This window comes from Agrobacterium rosae (genome assembly GCF_002915175.1).
Classification (GTDB): domain Bacteria; phylum Pseudomonadota; class Alphaproteobacteria; order Rhizobiales; family Rhizobiaceae; genus Agrobacterium; species Agrobacterium rosae.
Genome location: NZ_NXEJ01000001.1, coordinates 76,921 through 90,003, shown reverse-complemented (window position 1 = coordinate 90,003; position 13,083 = coordinate 76,921). Strand labels below are relative to the sequence as shown.

16 protein-coding genes are annotated in these 13,083 nt (G+C 55.4%); 9 read left to right on the top strand and 7 right to left on the bottom strand.

Annotation, left to right across the window (positions count from 1 at the left end):
• Positions 1-33: 33 nt before the first annotated feature.
• Entirely contained in the window at positions 34-669 is a 636-nt protein-coding gene (grpE, locus tag CPJ18_RS00455; RefSeq protein WP_077119785.1) for a nucleotide exchange factor GrpE, read from the bottom strand.
• 114 nt (positions 670-783) lie between these two features.
• Positions 784-1,872 carry a heat-inducible transcriptional repressor HrcA gene (gene hrcA / locus CPJ18_RS00450; protein WP_103656590.1) on the bottom strand — a complete coding sequence of 363 codons (1,089 nt, stop codon included), beginning with the start codon at positions 1,870-1,872 and terminating at the stop codon, positions 784-786.
• 161 nt (positions 1,873-2,033) lie between these two features.
• Between hrcA and rph the strand changes: the two genes are divergently transcribed.
• The 6 genes from rph (at position 2,034) to CPJ18_RS00420 (ending at position 5,997) form a co-directional block, all read left to right on the top strand.
• Positions 2,034-2,750 (top strand): ribonuclease PH, encoded by a 717-nt coding sequence (rph, locus tag CPJ18_RS00445; RefSeq protein WP_077119788.1) that lies wholly within the window; start codon positions 2,034-2,036, stop codon positions 2,748-2,750.
• A gap of 17 nt (positions 2,751-2,767) precedes the next feature.
• Complete coding sequence (rdgB, locus tag CPJ18_RS00440; protein WP_103585358.1) at positions 2,768-3,412, top strand: RdgB/HAM1 family non-canonical purine NTP pyrophosphatase; 645 nt, start codon at positions 2,768-2,770, stop codon at positions 3,410-3,412.
• Positions 3,412-4,617, top strand: a complete 1,206-nt coding sequence (gene hemW, locus CPJ18_RS00435) for a radical SAM family heme chaperone HemW (protein ID WP_167397797.1) — start codon at positions 3,412-3,414, stop codon at positions 4,615-4,617. Before rdgB ends, hemW begins: the two co-directional genes overlap by 1 nt.
• 63 nt (positions 4,618-4,680) lie before the next feature.
• Positions 4,681-5,130, top strand: coding sequence for a hypothetical protein (locus CPJ18_RS00430; protein ID WP_146258625.1), 450 nt, complete (start codon positions 4,681-4,683; stop codon positions 5,128-5,130).
• Positions 5,127-5,762 (top strand): OmpA family protein, encoded by a 636-nt coding sequence (locus CPJ18_RS00425; RefSeq protein WP_103656588.1) that lies wholly within the window; start codon positions 5,127-5,129, stop codon positions 5,760-5,762. Before CPJ18_RS00430 ends, CPJ18_RS00425 begins: the two co-directional genes overlap by 4 nt.
• Position 5,763: 1 nt before the next feature.
• Positions 5,764-5,997 (top strand): zinc ribbon domain-containing protein, encoded by a 234-nt coding sequence (locus CPJ18_RS00420; RefSeq protein ID WP_103656587.1) that lies wholly within the window; start codon positions 5,764-5,766, stop codon positions 5,995-5,997.
• A gap of 30 nt (positions 5,998-6,027) precedes the next feature.
• Here CPJ18_RS00420 and CPJ18_RS00415 read toward each other — a convergent pair whose 3' ends face one another.
• On the bottom strand, positions 6,028-6,369 hold the full coding sequence (locus CPJ18_RS00415; RefSeq protein WP_153366851.1) for a metalloregulator ArsR/SmtB family transcription factor: 342 nt from the start codon (positions 6,367-6,369) through the stop codon (positions 6,028-6,030).
• 97 nt (positions 6,370-6,466) lie between these two features.
• Here CPJ18_RS00415 and CPJ18_RS00410 point away from each other — a divergent pair, with 97 nt between their 5' ends.
• Complete coding sequence (locus tag CPJ18_RS00410) at positions 6,467-6,964, top strand: SRPBCC family protein (protein WP_188348528.1); 498 nt, start codon at positions 6,467-6,469, stop codon at positions 6,962-6,964.
• Positions 6,961-7,467 carry a hypothetical protein gene (locus tag CPJ18_RS00405; RefSeq protein WP_103656586.1) on the top strand — a complete coding sequence of 169 codons (507 nt, stop codon included), beginning with the start codon at positions 6,961-6,963 and terminating at the stop codon, positions 7,465-7,467. Before CPJ18_RS00410 ends, CPJ18_RS00405 begins: the two co-directional genes overlap by 4 nt.
• A 61-nt stretch (positions 7,468-7,528) precedes the next feature.
• On the opposite strand, the gene dnaA is transcribed toward CPJ18_RS00405, so the two are convergent.
• The 4 genes from dnaA to mutM form a co-directional block, all read right to left on the bottom strand.
• Positions 7,529-8,992, bottom strand: coding sequence for a chromosomal replication initiator protein DnaA (gene dnaA / locus CPJ18_RS00400; RefSeq protein ID WP_244554112.1), 1,464 nt, complete (start codon positions 8,990-8,992; stop codon positions 7,529-7,531).
• Between the two features lie 939 nt (positions 8,993-9,931).
• Positions 9,932-10,198 carry a 30S ribosomal protein S20 gene (gene rpsT / locus CPJ18_RS00395; RefSeq protein WP_067649628.1) on the bottom strand — a complete coding sequence of 89 codons (267 nt, stop codon included), beginning with the start codon at positions 10,196-10,198 and terminating at the stop codon, positions 9,932-9,934.
• 251 nt (positions 10,199-10,449) lie between these two features.
• A complete protein-coding gene (locus CPJ18_RS00390) occupies positions 10,450-11,223 on the bottom strand; it encodes an enoyl-CoA hydratase (protein ID WP_103656899.1) in 774 nt (257 codons plus the stop codon).
• 17 nt (positions 11,224-11,240) lie between these two features.
• Positions 11,241-12,131, bottom strand: a complete 891-nt coding sequence (gene mutM / locus CPJ18_RS00385) for a bifunctional DNA-formamidopyrimidine glycosylase/DNA-(apurinic or apyrimidinic site) lyase (protein WP_103656585.1) — start codon at positions 12,129-12,131, stop codon at positions 11,241-11,243.
• A gap of 147 nt (positions 12,132-12,278) precedes the next feature.
• On the opposite strand from mutM, the gene ubiE reads away from it, so the two are divergent.
• The gene (gene ubiE / locus CPJ18_RS00380; protein ID WP_103656584.1) at positions 12,279-13,055 is read left to right on the top strand and encodes a bifunctional demethylmenaquinone methyltransferase/2-methoxy-6-polyprenyl-1,4-benzoquinol methylase UbiE; all 777 of its coding nucleotides are present in this window, start codon (positions 12,279-12,281) and stop codon (positions 13,053-13,055) included.
• Positions 13,056-13,083: the final 28 nt, after the last annotated feature.

Below are 13,083 nucleotides of genomic sequence, written 5' to 3'. Positions count from 1 at the left end.
CAGCGCTGAGTTGGAATGATGGACACAGTTTCGTCAGGCGTCTTTTTCGTTAACGCTGCTGGTGCCTGGTTCTGCCGTCGTCGGCGTTTCACCCTTTGGGCCGCCCTTGGCAACGCCCACCATCGCGGGACGCAGAACGCGATCGCCAATGGTAAAGCCAGCCTGCACCACCTGCACGACCGTATTGTTCGGCACCGCGGTATTTGGAATCTCGAACATGGCCTGATGGAAATTAGGGTCGAATTTTTCGCCTTCGACATTCATCTTGCGCACGCCGTGACGCTCGAGTGCCGACAGCATCGACCGCTCCGTCATATCGACGCCTTCGATCACACCGGCGATAGCGGCATCAGCATTTTCTTTGAGCTCGGGTGGAATGGTTTCCAGCGCCCTCCGCAGATTGTCGGAAACCGCCAGCATGTCGCGGGCAAAACCTGAAACGGAATAGGCCTTTGCGTCTTTTACTTCACGCTCCGTGCGGCGACGCAGATTGTCCATTTCCGCAGCAAGGCGCAGAAATTTGTCGCGCAGATCTGCATTTTCCGCCTTCAGCACCTCAACAGGATCGGGCTCGGCCTGCTCAGGCGCAGCGTTCTCAACTGTTGCACCTTCGGCTCCCTCGTCAACGAGGTCCGCGTCAGGTCCGGCTTTGTTGGTCTTATCGGTCATGACGTTACTCCAGCTTTGCATATGTTCATGGCTTGCGCCCGATATCGAACTTTGCCATGCGAAAATCAAGGCTTGTGGGGAAAAGCGCCGCTTTTTCGACCAGTGTTTTTAGAATCAGCGCCGTTTGTTCGAAAGCCGCGCCATGATTTGCGCGGTATAATCCACCATGGGAACGATGCGCGAGTAATTCAGCCGCGTCGGACCAATGACGCCGACGGCACCGACCACCCTATTATCGTCGTCCCGATAGGGCGCCACGATCAAAGAAGAGCCCGAAAGGGAGAAGAGCTTGTTTTCAGAACCGATGAAAATCCGGACCCCGGAACCGGTTTCAGCCAGATTAAGGACTTCGATAAGGTTGTCCTTGCGCTCCAGATCATCGAACAGTAGGCGAACACGGTCTATGTCTTCCTCACCGGCCAGACCCTCCAGCAGATTGGAGCGGCCGCGCACAATCAACCGGCCAAGCTTGTCCTCATTATCGCCGGACCAGACGGCAAGCCCGCGCTCCACCAAATCCTGTGCCAATGTGCTGAGCGCGGTCTGAAGCTCGGTCTTTTGTTGCAACAGCTGCGCGCGCAGCTCCGGCAATGTTTGGCCAGACAGGTGCGCATTGATGAAGTTGGCCGCTTCCGTCAGTTGTGAGGATGTGATGCCGGTAGGTAGATCGATGATGCGGTTTTCAACCTGATTGTGGTCACCCACCAGAATAGCGAGGCCTTTTGTCGGCTCCAGCCGAATGAACTCCACATGTTTCAGCACCGCATCGCTTTTGGTGGTCAGAACAAGCCCCGCACCGCGTGACATGCCCGACAGCATGCGGCTGGCTTCTGTCAGCAGTCCCTCGATGGGCTGCTCACGGCCAGAGACGGGGCCGATCTGACGGTCGATGCTGGCGCGCTGCTCCTCCGGCAGGTCACCCACCTGCATGAAGGCATCCACGAAGAAGCGCAGCCCCGTCTGCGTCGGCAGGCGGCCCGCGCTGATATGCGGAGAATAGATAAGCCCCAATTCCTCGAGATCGCTCATCACGTTGCGCACGGATGCAGGAGATAGGGACATCGGCAACACGCGTGACAGACTACGTGATCCCAATGGTTCGCCGTTTTCGAGGTAGCCTTCGACGATGCGACGGAATATCTCGCGTGAACGATCATCCAGAAGCGCACCCGGTTCTTTTCCGATTGGAGGAGAGATGCTCATTGCGTCCGTTCTTCGTCCCGTCAGTTCATCAATGGAATATAGTCGCTCGCGCGCTTAAGTAAAAACGGAAATTCCGCATCTACCGTACCCTTGCCCGCTTTTCCTTTGCAAATCGGTCTGTGCAGCCTTAGAAGGCGGAGATCAAAACGGAGACGAACCACATGCGGCCTTCAGGCAGAAAAATCGATCAGATGCGCAAAGTTTCTTTTGAGCGCAACTTCTCCAAGCATGCCGAGGGTTCCTGTCTCGTAAAATTCGGTGATACGCATGTTCTCGTTACCGCCAGCCTTGAAGAAAAGACGCCACCATGGCTGCGCAACAGCGGCAAGGGTTGGGTGACAGCCGAATACGGCATGCTGCCACGTTCCACGCATGAGCGCATGCGTCGCGAAGCTTCTTCCGGCAAACAGGGTGGCAGAACCCAGGAAATTCAGCGCCTCATCGGCCGCTCCCTGCGTGCCGTAGTTGATCTTCAGGCGCTGGGCGAGCGCCAGATCAGCATTGACTGCGATGTCATTCAGGCAGATGGCGGCACGCGCACCGCTTCCATCACTGGCGCATGGATTGCCCTTCACGACTGCCTGAAGTGGATGGAAACCCGCAACATGATCAAGGTCGAGAAGGTCCTGAAAGACCATATCGCCGCCATCTCCTGCGGTATTTTTGCCAGCCAGCCGGTAATCGATCTGGATTACCTCGAAGATTCCTCTGCCGAAACCGACGCAAACTTCGTCATTACAGGCTCCGGCGGCATCGTTGAAATTCAGGGCACGGCTGAGGGCGCGCCTTTCAGCGAGGAAGAATTCCTGACGCTGCTGGGACTTGCCAAAACCGGCTGTGCAGAACTCGTCGAGTTGCAAAAGCAGGCAATTGCCTGAACCGGGACAGACAAACCATGCGCAAGCTTGAAACCAGAACCATTGTCGTTGCCAGCCACAACAAGGGCAAGATTGCCGAAATCGCTGATCTCATCGGCCCTCTCGGCTTTTCCGCCAAATCGGCTGCCGAGCTGAATTTCGCAGAACCCGACGAAACAGGCACGACGTTTGAAGAAAACGCAGCGATCAAGGCATTGGCGTCCGCCAAGGCATCCGGTCTGCCTGCCCTTTCCGACGACAGCGGTCTGGTGATCGACGCGCTCGACGGTGATCCCGGCGTTTACACTGCCAACTGGGCGGAAACGGCTGACGGTACACGCGATTTTGCGATGGCGATGCAGAAGGTGGAAGATGCGCTTCAAGCACGCGGCGCGACAGATCCTTCTGCCCGCACCTGCCGCTTCGTCAGCGTTCTGTGCCTTGCATGGCCGGATGGTCATACCGAATTTTTCCGTGGCGAGATCGAAGGCACCGTTGCCTGGCCACCCCGTGGTGCCAGCGGCTTCGGTTATGATCCGATTTTCCAGCCGGAAGGACATGAGACGACATTTGGCGAAATGAGCGCTGAAGAAAAGCATGGCTGGAAGCCGGGTGATGAGCAGGCGCTTTCGCACCGTGCCCGTGCGTTCAAGACATTCGTCGAAACCTGTCTCGACGCATGATGACCGATCTTGGGAGCAGGCTCTCCCCTGCCCCTAGCACCTTCATGTTGCCGGACACGGGTGAACCCGGTTTCGGCCTATATGTGCATTGGCCGTTTTGCGCCGCCAAATGCCCCTATTGCGATTTCAACAGCCATGTCCGCCACCAGCCGGTGGATCAGGACCGTTTCGTTGCTGCTTTTCTGCGGGAAATGGAAACGATGCGCCAATTGAGCGGCGCGAAAATCGTGACCAGCATTTTCCTGGGCGGTGGCACGCCATCGCTGATGGACCCACAGACGGTTGGCGCCATTCTGGATGGCATAGCCCGTTTCTGGCATGTGCCAGATGGCATCGAGATTACGATGGAAGCCAACCCTTCCAGCGTAGAGGCGGAGCGCTTTCGCGGCTACCGTGCCGCTGGCGTCAACCGCGTATCCATGGGTGTGCAGGCACTCAACGACCGTGACCTGAAATTTCTGGGCCGCCTGCACGATGTGGCCGATGCGCTGAAAGCCATCCGGCTAGCCCGCGAGATTTTTCCGCGCATGTCGTTTGACCTGATCTATGCCCGCCCGAAACAGACGGTAGAGGAATGGGAAAAAGAGCTTGTCGAAGCCATTTCCTATGCGGTCGACCACCTGTCGCTCTATCAGTTGACCATTGAGGAGGGCACAGCCTTCTACGGCCTGCACAAGGCCGGCAAGCTGATCGTGCCTGACGGGGACCAGTCCGCGCTTCTCTACGAAGCCACACAAGAGATTACGGCCCAACACGGAATGCCGGCCTATGAGGTTTCCAACCACGCGCGCCCCGGTGCCGAGAGCCGTCACAACCTGACATACTGGCGTTATGGTGATTACGCCGGGATTGGCCCAGGCGCGCATGGACGTCTGACCAAAGGGGGCGCAAAACTTGCGACCGCCACCGAACGCCATCCCGAAACATGGCTGCAAGCCGTCGAGCGCGATGGCCATGGAATGGTGGATCAGGAGATGCTGGATGTCGAGGAGCAGTCCGACGAATTGCTGCTGATGGGCCTGCGCCTGCGCGAAGGGGTGGATCTTGCCCGCTGGAGTGACCTTTCCGGGCGCGATCTCGATCCTGATAAGGAAGATTTTCTACTGCAACACGGCTTCATCGAACGCCTCGGCAACTCCCGCTTACGCTGCACGCCATCCGGCATGCTCATTCTGGATTCAGTGGTTGCAGATCTGGCGTGTTGACGCCTGCCTCAAAATCATCCTTTTTCAATAAGATGTGATGTGCACAGTATTGGGGAGGTGATTTTGCTCAAAATAACAACTCTTATTTTTACAGCATTTCTGTCCACGACGGCTTTGGCCGCAGAACAGAATTTTGCAATTTCGGGCGGTCAGGTGAGCGTTCCCGTGGGTTTGACCGTGCAGGTTAAATCCGTTGTTGTCGGCGAAGACGCGACAAAAGTGCGGCTGCGGGCGAGCTTCGACAGCCATAAGACGAACTTCATCAACATGAACGACAGGGAAAATGCTTATCTGTCCTGGGCCGACGGCGATCAAGGTCGCCTTCATATGCGCCAGATCAGCAGCAACAAATGGATGCGGGTTTCCAACGGCAAGACGATGGAAGGCGACCTCGTCTTTCCCGGCACCATTCCAGCCGAAGTCACAAATGTCGTCCTGGTTTTCAATCCCGGCAATTCCGGTGATGATACCAATGCGCCGGGCGTGACCATTCCTCTGGAATTGAAAAAATGAGGGTGGCGTTTTGCTTAGCGCTTCTTCTTGCAACACCAGCCACTGCGTCCGTCTACACCGTGACGACAGGCGTCGGTTCGGTCAGCGATCAGCAGTCCACTTTCGAAGAGATGACGTTTCCGGCTTCGTCTTTTGCTGAGCAGGAAGAGCCAAGCAGCGGCGACCTCTCCTCGCAGGCCTCCACCTTCGAATTGCAGGATATGGACGAAGATACGCGGGTGAAGACGCAGATTAGTTTGACAGAGCTGGGTGCACGTCAGGAGGATGGCCGTATCATCGTCAATCTCCCAAGCGACGTTCTTTTCGATTTCGATAAGTCTGAAATCCGCGCGGATGCCCGCTCCGCTCTCACCAAACTGGCGCAAGTCCTGAGTGCGATGGACAAAAGCGACGTCCAAATCATCGGCCACACCGATGCCAAGGGCAGCGATGCTTATAATGATCGCCTGTCCGAGCGTCGTGCCGCATCGGTCAAAGACTGGCTTTCGGAATACGGCGTCATGTCAAAAATGACGACGGAGGGCAAAGGCGAACGCTTTCCCGTCGCGCCGAACCAGACTATGAGCGGCGGGGATGACCCGCAGGGACGCCAGAAGAACCGGCACGTCGAATTCATCATCGGAGAACGCTGATATGGCCCTGATCACCTGCCCGGAATGTGAGGCACAGATTTCCGACAAGGCCTATGCCTGCCCCTCTTGCGGATATCCGATGGCAACGCCGCCAAAGGGTCAAAGCGCCTGGCCCTCCGTCGTTGGTGGCGTAGCCGGCAGCTATATCTCCGCGCAAATGCTCGCATCGATTATCGTCGGTAGCGTCGCGATGATTAGCTTTGCAGCAATTATGATTACGCTAGCCGTGCAATAATTTAAGAAGCTTGAAACGGCAGACAGACCTTCACTCGGCCGCGTCTACCGCGTCCGTCGTTTTGGCTTTACGCGCGTTTTCTGCGCTTTCACGTCGCAGGGGTGCGCCAATCGGGCAGATATCCTGCACAAACCCCGTCAGGCTATTGGCCAAGGTGTCCGACACCTGCCGATAATAGACGTACTTGCCCCGCTTTTCCGAAGACACCAGTCCTGCATGCTCAAGCAACTGTAAATGCTGTGAAATCGACGGTTTCGACATCTCGAAACGCGCGGCGATATCGCCTGCATTCATCTCGTGATGCGCCACATAGGCTAAGATTTTGCGTCTGACGGGAGAGGCAAGCGCCTCGAAAATCAACTGTATAGACATGCATCTTTCTACCATTAATCAATTAGACAATCAACTAACTGTTGACAGGATTATAATTAGTTGATTACCTAATTGTAGAAATGAAGGAGATCAGATCATGTATATTCATTCCCAATGGGTTTTCAATTGCGCTCCCCACCACATCTGGCCGCATTTTCTGCATGCCAAAATGGACAACTCCAAGCCGTTCCTGTTTCGCTTCGGCATTCCCAAGCCCGTCAGTTGCAAGGTTCTGGAGGGTTACGGCGCTCTCGGCAACACCCGCCAGTGCACGACGGATCGCGGCACCATCGACCAGCGCATTCTCGATTATATCCCCAACCAAAAGCTGCGTTATCGCATGATCGGCAGTACCGTCTGGTGCGAGGACTGGATCGGTAATCTGGAGGATGAATTTACACTGGTTCCCATGGGTCCGAACCTCACCCGCGTCGAGCGCCGCAGCGAATTTGTCGCGCACGGATTGTTGGCACCGGTCAAGCAACTGGCACTCTGGATCGCCTTGAAACAGGCCCACCGCTACGCCTCGAAGAACTGGCGCAGATTGAGCAGCAAGGTGCGAGACGCAGAACAGCAGCGGGAGGTCGCTGCATGAGGGCTCGCCATACATCGAACATCTTGGCTCGCGTCATATATTGTCTGGAAATTCTGCTCTTCGCAGCGCCCTTCTACCTAACCTACGGTCTTGTGGCCGTTATCAGCGCTCCCTTTGCAGGCTTGCTGATCCTGTTCAGTCCAGTTTGGTTTACGGCGTATCTGGTCGATGCAAATGGCGAGGTAGGCCAGGTTTTTCTCGCAAGTGTCGTCATCATCGCAATCGCAACTCTGTCCTGGACCAGCACGATCGCCCTATGGAAATTGGCAAAGCTCTCGTATATTTATGTGTTCAAGGGCGCGCAAGAACTCTTGAACCACTGGCGTGATTTTCGCATCGGCCTTTACTGCGGCCTCGCGCCGCTCGTTTTCACCACACTGGTCATGGCTTCTGTTGTCGTCAGTGACGGTGGCTGGACAAGTTTGCCCTTTGCCATCATTGGCGGCGGTGTGTTGCTGTTTCCCGTCACCCATCTCTGGATCGCGATGAGCGGTCCAAAATGACAAGCTACAAAGACAGTCTAATAAAAGCAGAAACGGCCAAGTTTCCTTGGCCGTTTTGTCGTCAGGCATTATTTTCGTTGATTAACCGCTTCAGCAACTCGACCTCGTGGCCGAGTTTCGTATCGCCGCCGATCAATTCTTCGATCTTGCGCACGGCATGCAGAACAGTTGTGTGATCGCGTCCGCCAAAACGGCGACCGATTTCCGGAAAGGACCGCGGCGTCAGCATTTTTGCGAGATACATGGCGATCTGGCGCGGCTTGACGATGACACGGGTGCGGCGGTTAGAGACCAGTTCCTGGCGCGACACATTGTAGTGTCTGGCTACGATGCGCTGAATGTCTTCGATGCGCACGCGTTTTGGCTCACCCGTGCCCACGAGGTGTGCCAGAAGCTCATCCACTCGCTCCACCGAAAGATTAGGCTCGAAAGAGCGGCGGAAGATCAGCTGGTTGAACGCGCCTTCCAACTCACGGCCACTGGCCGTTACGCTGCGGGCAACGTGAGACACGATCTCTTCCGGAATGTCGAAAGCCGGATCTTCCTGACGGGCGGTCGCGATACGCTGGGTGAGCATTTCGTGACGCATATCATAGTCTGGACCTTCAACTTCGATGGCCATGCCACCCTGAAGACGCGAACGGACGCGTGGATCAAGCGATTCCAGTTCCCATGGTGCGCGGTCTGCGGCGACGACGACCTGTTTGGCGCTGTCCAAGAGCATATTCAGCAGATGGCAGAACTCGTGCTGGATCATCTTGCCTTGCAGGAACTGCATGTCATCGATCACAAGAAGATCGATATTGCGCAGCGTGTCTTTCAGGGTCAACGCATCGTTGTCGCGGATCGCGGTTGCGAAACGCCACATGAAATATTCCGCTGTCAGATAGACCACGCGTGGATTGCGCGGGCTGTCGATGGCAGCGTTGGCGATCGCCTGCAAAAGATGCGTCTTTCCGAGACCAACACCTGCATGGATAAAGAGCGGATTGAAACGCACCGCACCGGCACCGGCCTCAGCAATCGTCTTAGCAGCGGCAAGAGCCACACGGTTGGACGAGCCTTCAACGAAGGTATCGAAGGTGAAGCGGCTATCCAGTGGCGATCCGAACAGTGGACCGGAGCCCGAATGGCGCATCGAAGACGACGACGTGCTGGGCAGCTGTGCGTTCGCAGAGGGCTGCGGTGGAATGAATGGCTTTGCTCTTTGTGCCGTTGTGCTGACATCCGATGCGGAAGGAGCACGCTCATCGACCTGAACAGGCCGCGCCGGGCGGCTTGCCGAGCGCACCAGAATTTCCACCTTCAACACATCGGCATCCTCGCTCTGAACCAGCGTGGTGATGAGATCGATGTAACGGTTATTGATCCAGGACTTCAAAAATGTCGTCGGAACGGTAAACCGCACGACGCTTTTGGAAACGGAATGAATTTTCAGCCGTGCAAACCAGCTTGCGTAAACTTCAGGACCGACCTGCGCCTTTAGCCGCGCGCTAAAACGTTCAAACAGCGCGTCATGCTTCATATCTTGCTTGTCCCCTGCCGCATCAGTGCCAGCCGCATCACATGCCTTTGGTGTGCGGTCCCCATTTGCCACCGCACCCATCACCAAATTCAATTGCATATTGCCGCCTTTCAAATTGCCAATCATAGCCCGACGAACCAAGGTCCGTCTGGGATACCCCTCGTCTATTATTCCCTCTCGGACATTCCCCTCGAAAGATATGTCCTCAAGTCCATTTGTATCACCGCGAGCCGGTTATCCCATTTCCTCATCATCATGGAGAGGCCTGCGATTACTCAACAAAAACTCCACAACACAACTTTAACATACATCGACCAAGACACAGGTTCGCTTTCCCGCAACCCACTGGATTGCGGCCAAACCGGCCTTGATACCTGAAAAAACGAACTCAAACAGAACTCGTCCGAAAGGAGCATATGCCTTCGATACTCAAGGATCGAGATAGCTTGTGGATAGAAATCCTTGCCCCTTGTCGAGATGCATTTAGGCAGGATCGGGGGTGGAGATCAATGGCGATTTTTCTGCGAAACGGAAGATCGACCATTGACTCACACAGGCCATTTTGCATCGTTTGGACGGCTGTCTGGAGAATCTCTTATGAATCAATGAGATTCAATTTTTTGGTTTTTCCCTAGCCTGATTTGATGGAAAAATAAAAAATCTCTTGACTCTCCCTTTCAGCAACCTCTCGTAAGGTAAGGGCAGGAGCTTTTTAGAGACCTTTTGTAAGTCATTGTTTTTTCAAGCATTTCTCCGTCATCGCTGTGACGCAGAAGTGTCATGTCAAAAGTCGAAACATTAACAAGTCGTTAGAAACAAAAAAAGCCCGGTCAAACGACCGGGCTTTTTCTAATAAATTTGTATTAGCCNAAGTCGTTAGAAACAAAAAAAGCCCGGTCAAACGACCGGGCTTTTTCTAATAAATTTGTATTAGCCGGATTAGGCAGAAAGTGCCTTAACACGCTGTGCCAAACGAGACACTTTGCGGTCTGCCGTGTTGCCTGGCATCACACCGCGAGTAGCGGCGCGCTGGATCTCAGGCTGTGCTACCTTCAGGGCTTCAGTTGCGACTGCGAGATCACCGGTTGCGATGGCTTCTTCGACCTTGCGAATGAAACCACGAACGCGCGAACGGCGAGCCTTGTTGACTTCAGTACGGCGAGCGATCTTGCGAGTCGCCTTTTTCGCCGAAGTTGTATTGGCCATGTATGCCTCTCTTCGAATTCAAACCAAAATCCGCAACCACAGGATCAGGTCTGTCGAAGACCTCGTGTTCCAAAGAGTGCGGGAGTAATTGGAACAAGCCGGATGGCTATTCCTAACCGTGGGCGGGCATATAACCCTAAAGCCGCTGCCCGTCAACGCGCATTTTCAGCAAAAACGCTGATATTGCGAATCCTCGCGTCGATCTAGCCGAAAAAAGCGGAGTGATTTTCGGCCAGATCCATAGACGGAGACTAGCGATTTTGAAAGGCAGGTTTCCTCTTTTCCACAAACGCCGCCATGCCCTCTTTCTGGTCCTGCGTCGCAAAAAGGGACTGGAACAGACGGCGCTCGAAACGCAGGCCTTCACTCAAGGAGACCTCGAAGGAGCGATTGACGCTCTCTTTGGCCATCATAACCGAAGCGCGAGACAGTTTTGCAATGACGTTTGCGGCCTCCAGGGCTTCATCCATCAATCTGTCTTGCGGTACGATGCGGGAAACGAGCCCTGCCCGCTCGGCTTCAGCAGCGTCCATCATTCGACCCGTCAGGACGAGGTCCATGGCTTTGGCCTTGCCAACCGCCCGTGTCAGTCGCTGCGAGCCGCCCATACCGGGAATAATGCCCAGCGTGATTTCCGGTTGCCCAAACTTGGCGGTGTCCGAAGCGATGATGAAATCGCACATCATGGCGAGCTCACACCCTCCACCGAGTGCAAAACCCGACACGGCCGCGATAACCGGCTTGCGGCTGGCCGCCACCTCGTCCCAGCCACCTAGGAAGTCGCCAAGATAGACGTCAACGAAATCCAGTGAATGCATCTCCTTTATATCGGCACCTGCGGCAAAGGCTTTTGGGGAACCGGTGATGACGACGGCACCGATGGAATCATCGGCAGCAAACGATGCCAATATGTGACGCAATTCCTTGAGAAGCGTCGAGTTCAACGCATTCAATGCCTGTGGCCGGTTCAGCGTGACGACGCCTACCGCATCGCGTTTTTCGACAATCAGCGTCTCATAATCCATGGTGAGGTCCTCTCCCGTTATTTTTGGCAGGCGGCGCAATAAAATGTGGAGCGTCCCGCCTGCACGATCCGCTCGATAGTACCCTTGCAATCCGGTGTGCGGCAAGCATGGCCCTGTCTGTCATAGGCCGAAAAAGAATGCTGGAAATAGCCCAGCGTACCATCCGTCTGGATATGATCCCGCAACGATGAGCCTCCGGCGGCAATCGCATCGGCGATCACGTCGCGGATTTTCTGTGTCAACTCGATGAGCTGCGCCTTCGGCTTGCCTGTTTTCGTCACCAGCGTACCGGCGGCACGCAGTGGTGAAAGATGTGAGCGCCATAGCGCCTCACACACATAGATATTGCCGAGCCCGGCAATCACCTTCTGATCCAGCAGGGTGCTTTTCAAGGGTTGGCTTTTGCCAACAAAGCGGCTGGCCAGATAATCAGCGCTCAGTGCATTGCCGGTCGGCTCCGGCCCGAGCTCGACAAATGCCGGGTAGAGATCGATATTGGCTCGATCCACGAGATGCATGAAACCAAACCGGCGCGGGTCATTATAGATGACGCGCACAGCCCCTTGGGCACCTCGCAAATGGAAGATCACATGGTCATGCTTTCCGTCCTTGGAGCGTGGATGATTAAAATCTCCGGGCGTTTCTACCTCAAGCGGGCTCTCGACACGAAAGGAGCCTGACATGCCTAGATGAGACACGATGGTCAGCCCGTCCTCCAGCTCGATCAGCAGATATTTCGCCCTTCGCCCAAGAGAGATGATGCGCTTGCCCTCGACCAACTCCGAGAAGCCCTGCGGAAAAGGAAAACGAAGATCGGGCCGCCCGAGCTCCATCCTTTCGACCACGGCACCCTCCATAGTCGGCGCAAGGCCACGTTTTACGGTTTCGACTTCGGGCAATTCTGGCACTGGAGTTTATCCCACATGTTTATCGCGACGGTCTTGTGATCGAAAGCCTGCGGGCATACATGTCGCAGGCACTTTGCACCGCAACAGATAGCGTTGCATCCACCTTTCCGCTATGGTCCGCAACGCAATTAATGATGGAGACCGCTCATGACCGAAGCCCGCACGACTGCCGATGGCGGCATGGAAACCTCTTACGGCTTCCACAAGGTCGATGAAGGCCAGAAGCAGGGCATGGTCAACGAGGTCTTCCATAAGGTCGCCAAACGCTACGATATCATGAACGACGTCATGTCGGCGGGCATGCACCGGGTCTGGAAAGACGCGATGATTTCCGCGCTGAACCCGCGCAAGGACACCTCCTACAAGACGCTGGATGTCGCAGGCGGCACCGGCGATATCGCCTTTCGCATTATCGAAGCCTCCAACCGGCTGGCGCATTCCACCGTTCTCGATATCAATGGCTCGATGCTCGCCGTGGGCGAAGAACGAGCCGCGAAGAAGAAACTGTCTGAAAATCTGACATTCGTCGAAGCCAATGCAGAAGAGCTGCCGTTCGAGGCCAACAGTTTCGACGCCTATACGGTCGCTTTCGGAATTCGCAACGTGCCGCGCATCGATGTGGCGCTCAAGGAAGCGCACCGCGTGCTCAAGCGTGGCGGACGCCTTCTGGTGCTGGAGTTTTCCGAGGTGGACATGCCGCTTCTAGACAAGGTCTATGATGCCTGGTCGTTCAATGCCATTCCGCAATTCGGCAAGATGATTACAGGTGATGCAGAGCCCTATCAGTATCTGGTGGAATCGATCCGCAAGTTCCCCAATCAGGAGGACTTTGCCGCCATGATCCGCACGGCTGGTTTTTCGCGCGTCACATACACCAATTATACCGGTGGCATCGCCGCCCTTCATTCCGGTTGGAAGCTCTGATCGACATGGCGTTTAAGAGCAGGAAGAA